Genomic DNA, 13,544 nt, shown 5'->3' with positions numbered 1-13,544 from the left:
ACCTCCCCAAGTCGCCCGAACGACGTACCGACGTCGAGCGTAGCCTTCCGGGGGCCCGCGCGGAGGGCGGTCCGGGCAGGTCCCGCCTCCACGGGTGACACGCGACGGTCCGGGGCGCCCCGGCGGGCCTGCGGAAGCGGTCCCCCGGCGTCAACGGCGAGTGACGGGCACCGAATTGACGTCGAATTCACGCCAGCCGGGCGGCGGGGCGCCGGGAAGGTATTTCAACGGAGTGCCCTCCCTCTCATCCGGCTTTCACCGATGCCTCATACGGTGGGGGCATGACGCAGGTGACTCCTCCCGGGTGGTATCCCGATCCGGGGCAGACAAGTGACGGTCCCGCCACCGAACGCTGGTGGGACGGCAAGGCATGGACGGACCAGACCCGCGCCGCGGGCTCGGCCGCCGTATGGGGTCCGCCGGCGCAGACCCCGGCGGACGGGTCGTACCCGGCCCACCCCGGGTATCCGGGGTATCCGGGGTATCCGGGATATCCCGCGGCGCCGGCGGACAAGGGCCCGCGGCGCGGGCTGCGGACGGGGATAGCCGTCGCCGCGGCCGTCGCGGTCCTGGCCGCCATCGGGGTCGGCGTGTACGCGCTGTCCGGCGACGACGGCTCGGGCGGCGGCGGCACGGCCCAGGGGCCGGGCGGTCAGGGCGGACCCGGAGGCACGGGCGGCCAGGACGGCAACGGCGGCCAGGGCGGGCCGTTCGGCGACTCCGGCGGCTCCGGCGGTCCGGGGGGCTCCGGGGGTTCGGGCGGGGCCTCTCCCTCGCCGGAGGAGTCCGAGGCGCCGAAGATCAAGAGCGGTGCGGTGACCGACGCGCTCAACGGGATCAGCATCCCCATCCCGAAGGGCTGGACCGGCCAGGAGCTGAGCGTGGGCGCGCAGCTGACCTCCGACTCCTCCTACAAGTGCCCCGGCGACACCTCCAAGACCTGCACCAAGGGGGGCGTGTACTCGGCGCCCGTGGAGGTGCTGGAGACCAAGGGCGAGACCGCCGAGGCGGTCGCGAAGGCGGACATCGCGGCCAACGCCGAGGAGTCCTACGGCGGCACGACCTACGGCGCGATCACCTCGCACGAGGTGCTCGCCTCGAAGGCGGTGACGGTGGCCGGGCAGAAGGGCTACCTGGTGCGCTGGAAGGCCGTCACGAGCAAGGGCGCGGACGGCTATGTCGAGTCGCTGGCGTTCCCGGCGCCCGCGGACACCAAGCGGCTGGTGGTGCTGCGCTTCGGCGTCGACGCGGACCAGAGCGTGTCGGTCATCGACACCATCACCCAGGGCATCAAGGTGTCGACGGGCGGCGGCAGCGGCCAGGACGTCTGAGCCGCCCCCTGACGGGCCGGTGACACGGTCGGCCGGATGGGGCGCCCCTCCGCTCAAGGGGGCCCCACCCGGCCGGGTGGTGCGCGCCGCCCCCGTCCCCACGGTGCGGCGCGAGACAGGTCACCGTCCAGTCATCCCGTGGACGGCGGCCTGAGTCAGGTGCTGAGCTGTGTGCCGGTCTTGTTTCTGTGCCGGTCTTCCCTAGGTGAGGCCGAGGGCCGGCAGCACGGCGGCCTCCACGAAGCGGACCAGGTACTCCTGGTCGGCGTACTGCCCGTCCACGACGGGACGGGCGCGGATCACGCCGAACATCTGCGCCGGGATGTACTCCAGCGCCGGGTGGTCGCGGGCGACCTCGCCGCGTTCGACCCCGCGCCGCAGGATCTCACGCAGCGCCTCGATCTCGGGGGCGACGATCGCCTCCCGCAGCGCCAGCGCGAGGTCCTGGTCGCCGGTGACGGCGTGGCCGAGGGCCTGGAGCAGTTTGGTGTCGTTCGTGGACCAGCGGCCGGTCGCCCGCGCGGCCTCGCGCAGGTCCTCGGCGAGCGAGCCGGTGTCGATGCCGGTGAGCCGGGCCTGACGGCGCGAGCGCAGGGCGGCCACGACGAACTGGGGCTTGGTCTTCCACTGCCGGTAGAGCGTGGACTTGCTGCACCGGGTGCTGGCGGCGATGCCCTCCATGGTGACGGCTTCGTACCCGCATTCACGGACCTGGTCGAGGACGGCGTCGAAGAACTCCTGCTCACGCTCGGGCGTGAGCTTGGAGCGGCTCGTGGCGGCGACCGACTCGGGTCCGTCCGCTGCCTGCGACATCATCTGCCGTTCCCCTCGCTTCTCTTCCGTTCCTTCGGCCTGTCTCGAGGCGGCCGCGGGATTCTCTGTCCAGTGTGGCGCACACCATCGATACGCCAGTGTACCGGTACGCCGACGTATCGGTACACTGGCGTATCGGTACGACATAGTATCGATGGTGTATGCACGAGTCACGCGCACGGCAGCACCACCCGCACGCGCCACCCACATGCACCACCCACACGCACCACCGTCAGTGAAGGGGCCGGGGGATGAATGCCCGCACCGAGCCTGGGGAAGCGGAGCCGGTCACGCCGGCGCGGCCGCCCATAGTCCGAGAGCTCCTGCTGGTCGCGGGGCTCTTCCTCGTCTACAAGCTCGGCCGGCAGCTGGCCGCCGGCCACACCGGCGAGGCCTTCCGCAACGCCCATGACGTGTGGCACGTCGAACGCTTGCTCCGGCTCCCCGGGGAAGGCTCCGTCCAGGCCCTGCTGCTGCACGGCGACACCCTGGTCGAGGTCGCGAACACCTACTACGCGACCGTGCACTTCCCCGCCACCCTGGCGTTCCTGGTCTGGCTCTACCTGCGGCGCCCGGCCCACTACGTGTGGGCCCGCCGGGTGCTGGCCGCGGTCACCGCCGCCGCCCTGGTGCTGCACCTCGCCCTGCCGCTCGCCCCGCCGCGGATGCTGGCGGCGACGGGACTCGTCGACACGGCGCACGTGTACGGGCCCTCGGTGTACGGCCCGCCGCGGACGGACCACCTGTCGAACCAGTTCGCGGCGATGCCCTCGCTGCACTTCGGCTGGGCCCTGATGGTCGCGATCGGCCTGATCGTCGCCACCCGGTCGCGGTGGCGGTGGCTGTGGCTGCTGCATCCGCTGCTGACCCTGCTGGTGATCGTGGGCACGGCGAACCACTACTGGCTCGACGCGATCGCGGCGGGCGCGCTGCTCGGCCTCGCGCTCGCGCTGATCCACGCCCCCCGGCGCACGGCCACGACGGCGGGACGCGGTACGACCGCCCCCGCCCCGGCCGAGGACCGGATCCTCGTGGGGGCGGGCCGGTGAACGCCACCCTGGTCGCCGTCGTCCTGTCCCTCTTCTCGGCCGTCGCCTACGCGGCCGCCGCCGTCGCCCAGGAGAGGCTGGCCTCCCGGCACCCCGGCACGGGCCTGCTGCGCCTGCTCGGCAACGGCTCCTGGTGGTGCTCGGTCGGGCTGAACGCCGCCGCCGCGCTGCTGCACGTGGTCGCCCTCAAGTACGGACCGCTGACCGTGGTGCAGCCGCTCGGCGCGCTCACCCTGGTCGCGGCGGTGCCGATGGGCGCGCGGGTCGCGGGGCGCCGGGTCAGCGCGGCCGAGTGGCGGGGCACCGCCTTCACCCTGGCCGGCCTGGCCGCCATCCTGGTCACCGCGTCCGGCCCGGCTCCCGAGGACGTCCTGAGCGTGCCGGAGGCGGTGGCGGTGGCGGGCGCGACCGCGGCGCTCATCGGGCTGCTGGCCCGGCGCGGCGCCAAGCCGGGACTGCGGCACGCGACCGCGTCCGGCTTCGCGTCGGGGGTCGCCTCGGCCCTCACCCAGACCGTGACGGTGGCCGCGACGGACCGTTCCGGCCCGCTGCTCAGCGTGCAGGTGATCGGGGTGGCGCTGCTGGTCGCGGCCTTCGCGACGGCCGGGCTGCTGCTGTCGCAGACCGCATACCGAGGCGGGCTCGGCGCGCCGCTGGCGATGGTGACCCTGGCGAACCCGGTGGCCGCAGCGGCGATCGGCCTCGCGCTCCTGGGCGAACGCCTCCAGGGCGGGGCGGCGGGTGTGCTCCTGGCGCTGGCGGGAGCGGGCGTCGCCGGGTGGGGCGTGGTGCTGCTGTCCCGGGCCGCGCCGGAGCCCGGTGCCGTCGAGGACGAGGACGACCATCCCGTGGCGGTGGTGCTGGCGCTGAGTGCGCGGACGGCGTCGGCCGAACCGGCACTGCTGCCCCGGCCCGCGACCGGACCGGAGCACCTCACCCCGCTCTAGCTCCGGCAGGGTGACACCCCGCGGGGTGTCACCCGGGCACGGCGGGCGTCAGCCCAGACCGCGCGCGTCCTGCTTGAGCGCGGTGTCCACGGTCAGGGCCGTGGCGACGACCAGGCTCAGCAGCGGCTCGGGCAGCTGGTAGTGGATCTGGAGGACGTAGTTGTCCGCCGTGGTGAACATCGTCTTGGCGAGGCCTTCCCAGGTCTTGGTGATCCGGGCGACCTCGTTGTCGGCGTGGTCGACGATCGCGAAGTTCCAGGCCCGCCAGTTCTCCGCCTTGATCGCGCCGATCTGGCGGCCGTCCGCGTTGATGGCGAAGTTGATCTTCCCGAAGACGTTCTGCTGCACGATCTCGCCGACCGGCTGCCCGTCGGGGCGCGTCACGACCACCCGCGACTTGAGGAACTTCGCCGGACGCGTCAGCAGCAGCACCGGCTGCCCGTGGACGTCGCGGATCTCCAGCTTGTGCGTCAGGTACTGGTCGATGCTGACGACGAAGCGGAGGATCTTGCGCAGCGCGCTCTGGCCGACCTGGACGACCGAGCCGAGCTGACCGCCCTGCTGGTCCATGACCTTGTACTCGTTGGTCAGCTCGATCAGCTTGGCCTTCTGGTTCACCACCAGCACCGGTTCGCTGAACAGGGTGCCGCCGCCGGGGCCGCCCGCCGCGACCCCGGCCTGCTGCTGCACCTGGCGCTGGACGCGCTGGTCCGGCCCCGCCTGGTGGGGCACCTGCGGCGCGGCCTGGCCCTTGCCGTCCTCGTGGGTGTGCTCGGTCCACCGGGCGCCGTCCCAGTAACGCAAGGTCTGGGCCGCCCCGTGCGGGTCCGGGTACCAGCCTGAAGGTGTGTTCGAATGCGTGGTCACCGGGGCACATTACCCCGAGCCCGCAGGGACCTGACCAGCCCCCACGATCCGGTGCCCATCACCCATTTGCCGTGCCCCCGGCGCCAGCGGGTCACTCCGTGACGATCGCCGGGTCGCTCACCCCGGGTCGGCCGTTCTCGACGTGCCCGGCGAACCGCCTGAGGAACGCCGGGTCGGCGCTCGACGTGACGGTGAGGTCGTACCACCGGTGGCTCGCCCGCAGGTCCAGGGTGCGCTTCAGCGATCCGCCGGGCCGCAGCCTGACGGTCGTGGGCCGGCCGCCGTAGCCGTCGGTCAGCCTCAGCTCCACCGTGCCGTAGCCCCGGTGGGTGAAGGTCAGTTCGAGCCCGGCGTCGACGTGCCGGACGGTCACCTCGGGCCCGGCCGCCTTGCCGGCTCCCCTGAAGGCGCGCAGGAATCCGTTCGGGCCGTGCACGGTGAGGTCGTGCGCGCCGCCCGAGTACGCCGAGTTCCAGGTGTCGGAGACGGTCGCGCCGGCCCCGGTGGTGTAGCTCCACGGCCCGTCGGCGCGGTTGCCGGAGGTGACCAGGAAGGCGGCGCCTGCCCTGGCCCCGGAGGCGAAGGTGAGGGTGAGGGTGCCCGCGGTCGGGTCCACCGCGCCGTGCACGGCGGGCGCGTACCCGAGCGGGCGGGTGGGCCGCGAGCCGCGCTCCTGCTTCGGCAGGACGGGCACGGCCGGCGGGGTGGGCACGTAGTCGGGGTGGCGGCCCTTGTCCGGGGGCTCGTAGCCGTCGGTGTCCGGCAGGACGACCGGCCGGGTGTCCGGGCGGGAGAAGTCGAACGCGGAGGTCAGGTCACCGCACACGGCGCGCCGCCACGGCGAGATGTTCGGCTCGTGGACGCCGAAGCGGCGCTCCATGAACCGGATGACCGAGGTGTGGTCCAGCGTCTCGGAGCAGACGTAACCGCCCTTGCTCCAGGGCGATATGACGAGCATCGGCACCCGCTGGCCGAGTCCGTAGGGGCCGGCGGCGTGGCCGCTGTCGCCCGGGAAGACGTCGAGGCCCACGTCGACCGTCGAGCGGCCCTGCGCCGGGGAGGCCGGCGGGAACGGCGGGAGCAGGTGGTCGAAGAAGCCGTCGTTCTCGTCGTAGGTGACGAACAGGGCCGTCTTCGCCCACACCTTCGGGTCGGAGGTCAGCGCGTCGAGAACCTGGGCGACGTACCAGGCGCCGTAGTTCGCGGGCCAGTTGGGGTGCTCGGTGAAGGCCTCCGGGGCGACGATCCAGGAGATCTGCGGCAGCTTGCCGCCCTTGACGTCCGCCTTCAACCGCTCGAAGTAGCCCTCGCCGGTACGGGCGTCGGTGCCGGTGCGCGCCTTGTCGTACAGCGGGTCGCCGGGCCCGGCGTTCTGGTACTGCTTGAAGTAGAGCAGCGAGTTGTCGCCGTAGTTGCCGCGGTAGGCGTCCTGGATCCAGCCCCAGCTGCCCTGCGCGTCCAGGCCGTCACCGATGTCCTGGTAGATCTTCCAGGAGACCCCGGCCCGCTCGAGGCGTTCGGGGTACGTCGTCCAGTTGTAGCCGACCTCGTCGTTGCCGAGGACCGGGCCGCCGCCCCTGCCGTCGTTGCCGGTGTGTCCGGTCCACAGGTAGTAGCGGTTGGGGTCGGTGGAGCCGATGAACGAGCAGTGGTAGGCGTCGCAGACGGTGAAGGTGTCGGCGAGCGCGTAGTGGAAGGGGATGTCCTCGCGGGTCAGGTACGCCATCGTCGTGGCGCTCTTGGCGGGCACCCACTTGTCGTACTTGCCGTTGTCGAAGGCGGCGTGGCCGTCGTTCCAGCCGTGCGGGAGATCCTGGAGGAAGGCGAGGCCCAGATCGTCGGCGTCCGGGTGGAAGGGGAGCACGTCCTTGCCGGCGCCGTCCGCCTGGTGCCAGACCGACTTGCCGTTCGGGAGGGTGACCGGGCGGGGGTCGCCGAAGCCTCTGACCCCCCGCACTGTGCCGAAGTAGTGGTCGAAGGATCGGTTCTCCTGCATCAGGACCACGATGTGCTCGACGTCCTCGATCGACCCCGTGCGGTGGTTCGCGGGCAGCGCGGCGGCACGCTCGATGCTGCCGGAGAGAGCGGTGAACGCCGTTGTGGCGCCCGCGAGTTGGAGGAATCGGCGCCGGTTGACTTCGGGCATGGGTGAGGCACCTCTCGTACGGAAGGGGCTGCGCCTGCCGGTTCTTGACGCAATGCGCGCGCAAGGAGTGTTCCAAGGGCACCGAACGTCAGGGAAGGGTCGGATGACGTCAGCGTGAAAGTCGACGGTACGAGGGGGGTGCGACAGGCCAAGAGATCCCCAAGGGCCTCCGCGAGGGTTCCCTCGGCGGCTTCCGGCCGACCGGCACGGGGACGGCCGACCGGCTCGGGGGCGGCCGACCGGCTCGGGGGCGGCCGACCGGCTCGGGGACGGCCGACCCGGGGCCCGACCGCCCCTCTCGCCTCAGTAGCGAAAAAGGACAACTTCTGTTCATTTACGACCGAATATAACGAGCCTATCGCTATGGGTACTTAATCCTTTAAACTTTCCGGTATCACGCCAGGAAGCGCGCTGGGGGCGCGCGCCGGGGGGAGCTGGTCGTCGTGCGCCGTAGCGCGTTTTTCACCACCCTGCTCAGCTGTGCCGCGTTCCTGGTGCTGCCGTTGTTCTCCGCGGCACCGGCCCAGGCCGCCGACCCGGTCGCACCGTATGTCGAACTCGCCCCAGCAACAGGACAGTTGACACCCGGCGGGGCCCCGCTGGCCGTCGACGCCCTGTTCCACAACACGCTGGACACGGACATCACGGACAGCTTCATCGTCTCCGTGGGTATCCGGCTCGCTCCGCCCGCCACACCGCTGACGCCGCAGCAGGTCACCGTGGAGTGGTTCGACGCGGCCGCGGCCGTGTGGCGGGCGGTGGAGCTGACGCCGGGCCAGACCGCGCTCACCGGCTTCCTCAGCACGGACGCGGGTCTGCCGTCCGTGGGCTCGCTGCCGGCGAACGGCACCGCCCGGATCGGCCTGCGCATCGCGCTCGCCGCCCAGGTGCCGACCGCGAACACCGTCCAGTTCGTGGCACAGGGCCTCATCCAGCCCAGCCCGCTGATCGACCCGGTGGCCCTGATGGACGGCAAGGCGTCCTACGCCGTCGTCGCACGGCCGCCGGCCACGGGATCTCCGTCGTCGTCCGGCAGTGCGAGTGCGAGCGGAGGTACCGGCGGTCCGGCCTCCCCCTCCGCTTCCCCTTCCCTCTCCGCCTCCGCCTCTGCTTCCGCGACCGCGTTTCCGTCCGGCCCGCCCGGCTCGTCCGGTGAACCGTCACTGTCCGCCGTACCGGTGCCGCCGGGGCCGCAGGCGCTGTCCGGCGGAACGAGCGGGGGGCGGCTGGCGGACAGCGGGAGCCCCGCACTGGCCGCCGCCGGCACGGCCGCTCTCGTGGTCGCCGCCGGGGCCGCCCTCGCCGCGACCCGGCGCCGGCGCCACGGACGCGGCTGACCCGACGGCGGACGGGACACCGCCACAGGACTCGTACGCGCAGCACCGGTCCGTCCTTACGGGAGGAATTCATGCACCAGCGCACGGGGCAGGACGTCCTGCGTGAAGTGGTCCGCGGCCTCGCACCGGCCGAACTGGAGAAGCTCGACGAGACCTGCCGGGCCTATGCCGCCCGGCCCTATCCCCCGCAGCCCCTGCACCGTCCGGCCGGGGACCCGCTGGGCGACGGCGTCCAGACGGCCGTCCTGCTGCCGGTGCTCGTGGCGGTGGTCTCGCAGATCCTCGCCGACCTCGCCTCCGGACGCATCCGGGCGGGCGGCAGCCGACTCGGGCGGTGGTGGCGGCGACGGCGGGCGCGCGGCGCCGCGACCGACGAGCGGCGTACGGCGCTGACCTCCGCCCTCCCCGAGCTCGCCGGGGTGACGCCACAGGAACTCACCGCCTGGGCGCTGGCCCAGGGCCGGGCCGTCCGGCTGTCACCCGCGCAGGCCGCGGCGTGCGCCCATCTCGTCGTCGTGGCCGTGGTACGTCCGCCGGCGGAGCCCGCGCCCGGACCGGCGGCGGACTCGCACGAGGCAGACGGTCCGTCGGCCGCCAACGGGGAGTCGGGTGCGGTCGCCGGGCACGAGGAAGCCGGTCCGGCCGCCGTCCGCGAGGAAGCGGGTGAGGTCCAGGCACCCGCGCGCACACCGCCGTCGTGAGCGGTGCGCCGGGCGCCGCCAGGTCCGCCGCCGTCCGACGGGACACCGCTCGCGCGCTCGTCTCCAGCCCGCTGCCGCTGCCGACGACCACCCGGCTGGTGCTGCTGGTCCTCGTCGCGTGCGCGGGCGCCTCGTTCGCGACGTGGTGGTGGCTGGTCCTGGGACAGGGCAACTGGCCGGGCGCCCAGCTCGCCTGTCTGCCCGCCGCGGGGGGCCCGCCCGACCGGGTCCTCGACCGTTTCACGGGCTGCGTCAACGACGTCCGGCTGGCGCAGTCGGCGGTCGTGCTGTGCGGGCCGCTCGCGCTGCTCGCCCTCGCCCTGCTCGGCCGGGCCGCCGGCCGCCGGCTGAGCCTGTGGCGGTGGGCGGCGGAGCCCGACCGCTCGTCGCTCTCCGCGAGGCTGGCCGCCGTACTGCCCGACGGGGACGGCGCTCCGGGAGGGCCCCGGCCGACGCTGTGGGTGCGCGGGCGGCGGGTCGGGGTCGGCGCCCGCGCCTCCGGCACCCGGCGCGAGCCGTGGATCGTGGCCGACTCGAATGTCTTCAACCTGCCCGACCGTCAGGTGGAGGCCGTGTTCCGCCACGAACTGGCCCATCTGCGCCTGCGGGACGTGGGTCGGGTACGGCTCGCCGTCGCCGCCTGGTGGATCCTGCTCGCGGGGGTCACCCTGCCGGTCGGCGCGGCCCTGCTGCTGGACCCCGGTCAGCTCACCGCGGGTCTGCTGGCGCGGATGCCGGTCGTCCTGGTGATCATGCTGCTCACCCTGTGCGCGGTCCTTCGGGTGCGGGAGCACGACGCCGATCTCGCGGCGGAGGCGGATCCGCGCGCGCCGCTGGGCGCCACCGCCGAGCATGTCGCCTCCGACCAGCCGCCGAGCCGCCGCCGACGGGTGCTGCGGGCCGCGGGCCTCGCCAGCCATCCGACCTCCAGAGCCCGCCTCGACGTGCTCGCGGACCCGGCGCGCTCCTGGGGCGTCACGGCGACCGAATGCCTGGCCACCGGACTGGCCGCGGGGCTGCTCTTCACCGAACTGACGCTGCTGGTGGCTTCCCTGATGCCGACGCGAGCCCGACTCGCCTACCACATCACGGGGTTGCTGACCGGCTGGGCGGTCGCCGGGGTGGTGGTCGTGGCCTGGTGGCGGGCCGTCGCGGTGGGACACCGGGACGCGTCGGGCCGCCGTCCGGCACGGGCGGGGGCCGCGTTGGGTCTCGGCGTGCTCGTGGGCAGCCAGCTGTCCGGGCGGGCCGCGGGCGACTGGGTGCGCGACACGGGCACGGCGGACGGACTGGCCACGGCGCTCTCCCTCGTGCACGCTCCCCTCGCCCAGGTGCTCGCCCTGACGGCGGCCCTGGTGATCGGCGGGGCGCTGTTCGCCACCTGGACCACCTCTCTCGCCCGGGCCGCCGGGGCCGCGGTCAGCGGTCCGCGCTCGGCACCCGCGTGCGCGGCGGCCGTCGTCCTCTCCGGAGTCCTGGTCGCCGTGCCGCTGGGCAGCTGGTTCCTCTTCGCCCGCCTGGTCGCGGCCCGTGCCGCCCCGGACATCCGGTGGAGCGTGATCGCCACACCCTGGTGGGTGACGGGGGTTCTGGTGGCCGTCGTCGGGGCGCTGGTTCCTCTCGCCGCGGCGAGGCGGCGGGCCGCGCGGGGGAGCGTCGCCCGCCGGTTCCGGCCGGTGGCCGTGCTCGCGTTCGCCGGGGTCGTCGTCGCGGCCGGGGCCGGGTGGGCCACGGTCGGCGGCGACTTCGGGCAGGCGCCGACGGCATCGGCCGCCCGGTCCTCCGGTCCCCCGGCCTCGGTCACCGTCCGGCCCGGGTCGGCGGCCACCACCGGTGACGAGATCGTGCCCCTGGAGGATCTCCCCGTCCTCCCGCCCGAGGAGGAGCGCACCGCGCGGCTGCGGGCGGACACCGGGCTCGTGTGCCGTGCGCTGAACCTCGGCGGAACGGTCGTCTGGACCGACCCGCGCCGCCGGCTCGACACGGCCGCACTGCTCGGCGGCCTCGACGACACCGTCTTCAGCGCCGCCTCCGCCGTACTGCTGCGCGACCCCGCAGGTCCGGTGGACTCCGAGGCGCTGGTCGCCTCGCTCCTGCGCTGCGACCTGTACTTCCGCTACCACCGCTGAGCCCGCGCGCTCCCGCACCCGACGGTCCACCCGCTCTCCGAGGAGGCACGCATGAGCCGGCCGACCACCACCACGACCACCGCCCGCCGACACCGGTTCACCACCGTGCCGGTCACGGCCGCGCTCCTGGCCACGGCGCTCACCGCGTGCGGCCACGCCACCGACCGGGCGGACACCGTCGTCCCCGTCGATCCGTCGCTGTCGTCGCCGGCCACCGGGGCCCCGGCCCCCTCCGGCTCCCCGTCCGCCTCCGCCTCCGCCTCAGCCTCCACGAAGGCCTCGTCCGGCTCCCCTTCCCCCTCGAAGAGCGCGAGCGGTTCGGGGAGGACGGGCCGTACGGGAGGTTCCGGCGCGTCGGGGACCGGCGGCGCGGGAGGCGGAAGCGGAGGGAGCACGGGATCCGGCGGAAGCGGAAGCGGCGGCGGCTCGGGCACAGGGTCGGGGTCGGGGTCGGGATCAGGTGGCCGCTCGTCTTCCGGAGGGGGCACCCAGGCCGGCCCCGAGCTGCCCACCGCCGCCCGGCTGTCGTCCGCGCTGCTGACGACGGGCCAGCTCCCCGCCGGTTACGTACGGACCGACCTGCGCAACGATCCCCCCACCCGCTCGGACCGCCCCGAGTGCGTCAGCACGCTCAACGCGCTGGAGTCCTACCGCAGTACCCGTGCCGGCGCGGTCGAGGCCAGGGCCACCTTCGCCCAGAGCCAGAGCGGTCCGTTCCTCCAGGAGGTGGTGCGCGCGCTGCCGGGCTCGGGTGCGCGGCAGGACCTCCAGCAGGCGGCGGCCGTGCTGTCCGGCTGCGCCGAGTTCGCCATCGGCTGGAGCGACGGCATGACCGGCACCGAGCGGGTGGTGGCGCACGGCGCGGCGGGCATCGGCGACGCGTCGTGGCACGCCACGGTCACCGCGACCAGCGAGACCTTCACCGTCCAGGAGACCCTGGTCCTGGTGGTCGTGGGCAAGACCCTGGTCGTCCTCAGCGAGGCGGGCAGTCCCACGGCGCCCTCCCGCTCCCGCACGCTGTCCCTGGCCCGCACGGCGGCGTCACGCGTCCCCTGAGGAATCCCCGTCCCGCGTCGCGGCGAAGGGGCCGGGGCGCGGCTGCCCGGTCAGGCACGGTCCGGGGCCGTCGGCAGGGACAGATGGGCGAGGTCGCCGGGTGGTGGCGTCGTGAAGGACCAGAGCGGGGCGGGGGAACCGTCCGCGACGGCTGCCGGGGCGTCGGTCAGGTTCATCCGCTCGCGCAGCCGTCCGTAGAAGTCCATCGGGCCCAGCCGGACGGCCCGCAGGCGGCGCGGGGCGGCGTACACGCCGATCCATTCTCCCGGGTCGAGCACACCGCGCAACTGGCCGTCGATGCTGACGGCTGCCGTTCCCGAACGCTCCAGCAGACGCAGTCCGACGGGTTCGTCGGGGGCGGTGACGACGGAACGGTCGAAGGCCATGTGCGGGGCCACCGGTGTGAAGACGAGGGCCTCCGCCCGGGGCGAGACGACGGGCCCGCCCGCGGCGAAGCTGTAGGCGGTCGAGCCGGTCGGCGTGGCGACGAGCAGCGCGTCGGCCGAGTAGGAGGCCAGGAGCCGCCCGGAGACATAGACCCCGACCGACACCTGGCGGTCCCTGACCAGCTTCTCCACCACGATGTCGTTGAGCGCGGTGACGTCCAGCGGGATGCCCCAGTCCTTGTCGACCTCGCAGTCGGGCCGTACCTGCGGAGGGGGCAGGAGCGGCCCACGGCCGTACTCGATGAGCGATTCCATGCCCGCCGGAACCTCCAGCCGGCGCGAGGCCCGCAGCGCCAGCAGCATCCGGCTGTCGACCTCGAACCGGCCCTCCCGCACCGCGTCCAGGGCCGAACGCACCCCGGCCGCCGACACCTCCGTCAGAAAGCCGACCCGGCCCAGGTCGACCCCCAGGACCAGGGCGTCGTTGGCGGCGGCCAGCCGGGCGCCGCGCAGAAAGGTGCCGTCGCCGCCCAGGGTCACCACGAGGTCGGGGTGGCCCGCGGCCTCGACCTCCTCGCGGGCGCCGCGCCGCCCGCCGTCGTGCCACACGTCGATGTCCGCGCAGGCCACGGCGTGTTCCGCGCACCACGCGCGGACGAGGTCCGCCGCCGCCACGGCCTCCGGACGTCCGCCGTGCACGACCAGGCCCAGCCGGTTCACTGTCACATCCGCCTCCGGACGGTCTCGGTCACCAGGGGGTGGCCGCCGTGCGCGGCACACCC

General features: G+C 74.0%; 11 protein-coding genes. 7 read left to right on the top strand and 4 right to left on the bottom strand.

Annotated elements, in window-relative coordinates:
• Positions 1-281: 281 nt before the first annotated feature.
• Positions 282-1,331 carry a DUF2510 domain-containing protein gene (locus tag AOQ37_RS12675; RefSeq protein ID WP_062644284.1) on the top strand — a complete coding sequence of 350 codons (1,050 nt, stop codon included), beginning with the start codon at positions 282-284 and terminating at the stop codon, positions 1,329-1,331.
• Between the two features lie 201 nt (positions 1,332-1,532).
• On the opposite strand, the gene AOQ37_RS12670 is transcribed toward AOQ37_RS12675, so the two are convergent.
• Positions 1,533-2,147: a TetR/AcrR family transcriptional regulator gene (locus AOQ37_RS12670; protein ID WP_062644281.1), complete on the bottom strand. Its 615-nt coding sequence runs from the start codon at positions 2,145-2,147 to the stop codon at positions 1,533-1,535.
• 248 nt (positions 2,148-2,395) lie between these two features.
• Here AOQ37_RS12670 and AOQ37_RS12665 point away from each other — a divergent pair, with 248 nt between their 5' ends.
• Positions 2,396-3,193 (top strand): phosphatase PAP2 family protein, encoded by a 798-nt coding sequence (locus AOQ37_RS12665; RefSeq protein WP_062644279.1) that lies wholly within the window; start codon positions 2,396-2,398, stop codon positions 3,191-3,193.
• Positions 3,190-4,140 carry a DMT family protein gene (locus tag AOQ37_RS12660; RefSeq protein ID WP_062644278.1) on the top strand — a complete coding sequence of 317 codons (951 nt, stop codon included), beginning with the start codon at positions 3,190-3,192 and terminating at the stop codon, positions 4,138-4,140. Before AOQ37_RS12665 ends, AOQ37_RS12660 begins: the two co-directional genes overlap by 4 nt.
• Positions 4,141-4,188: 48 nt before the next feature.
• Here the strand turns inward: AOQ37_RS12660 and AOQ37_RS12655 are convergent, their stop codons facing one another.
• On the bottom strand, positions 4,189-5,007 hold the full coding sequence (locus AOQ37_RS12655; protein WP_062644276.1) for an LURP-one-related family protein: 819 nt from the start codon (positions 5,005-5,007) through the stop codon (positions 4,189-4,191).
• A 91-nt stretch (positions 5,008-5,098) separates the two neighbouring features.
• Complete coding sequence (locus AOQ37_RS12650) at positions 5,099-7,153, bottom strand: phosphocholine-specific phospholipase C (RefSeq protein ID WP_062644274.1); 2,055 nt, start codon at positions 7,151-7,153, stop codon at positions 5,099-5,101.
• A 443-nt stretch (positions 7,154-7,596) separates the two neighbouring features.
• Between AOQ37_RS12650 and AOQ37_RS12645 the strand changes: the two genes are divergently transcribed.
• The 4 genes from AOQ37_RS12645 to AOQ37_RS40410 all read left to right on the top strand — a co-directional run bounded on the left by AOQ37_RS12645 (position 7,597) and on the right by AOQ37_RS40410 (position 12,376).
• Positions 7,597-8,490: a hypothetical protein gene (locus AOQ37_RS12645; RefSeq protein ID WP_062644272.1), complete on the top strand. Its 894-nt coding sequence runs from the start codon at positions 7,597-7,599 to the stop codon at positions 8,488-8,490.
• 71 nt (positions 8,491-8,561) lie between these two features.
• The gene (locus AOQ37_RS12640; protein WP_062644270.1) at positions 8,562-9,191 is read left to right on the top strand and encodes a hypothetical protein; all 630 of its coding nucleotides are present in this window, start codon (positions 8,562-8,564) and stop codon (positions 9,189-9,191) included.
• On the top strand, positions 9,188-11,320 hold the full coding sequence (locus tag AOQ37_RS12635) for a M48 family metalloprotease (protein WP_062644265.1): 2,133 nt from the start codon (positions 9,188-9,190) through the stop codon (positions 11,318-11,320). The genes AOQ37_RS12640 and AOQ37_RS12635 overlap by 4 nt, the downstream gene beginning before the upstream one ends.
• 51 nt (positions 11,321-11,371) lie before the next feature.
• Positions 11,372-12,376, top strand: a complete 1,005-nt coding sequence (locus tag AOQ37_RS40410) for a hypothetical protein (protein ID WP_062644263.1) — start codon at positions 11,372-11,374, stop codon at positions 12,374-12,376.
• Positions 12,377-12,426: 50 nt separating this feature from the next.
• Here AOQ37_RS40410 and AOQ37_RS12625 read toward each other — a convergent pair whose 3' ends face one another.
• Positions 12,427-13,488, bottom strand: a complete 1,062-nt coding sequence (locus AOQ37_RS12625) for an NAD(+)/NADH kinase (protein ID WP_062644259.1) — start codon at positions 13,486-13,488, stop codon at positions 12,427-12,429.
• Positions 13,489-13,544: the final 56 nt, after the last annotated feature.

Origin of the sequence: Streptomyces maremycinicus (genome assembly GCF_001184025.1) — a bacterium.
Classification (GTDB): Bacteria; Actinomycetota; Actinomycetes; order Streptomycetales; family Streptomycetaceae; genus Streptomyces; species Streptomyces maremycinicus.
Note: the sequence above shows the minus strand (reverse complement) of the source record. Positions and strands in the feature narration are given on the sequence as shown.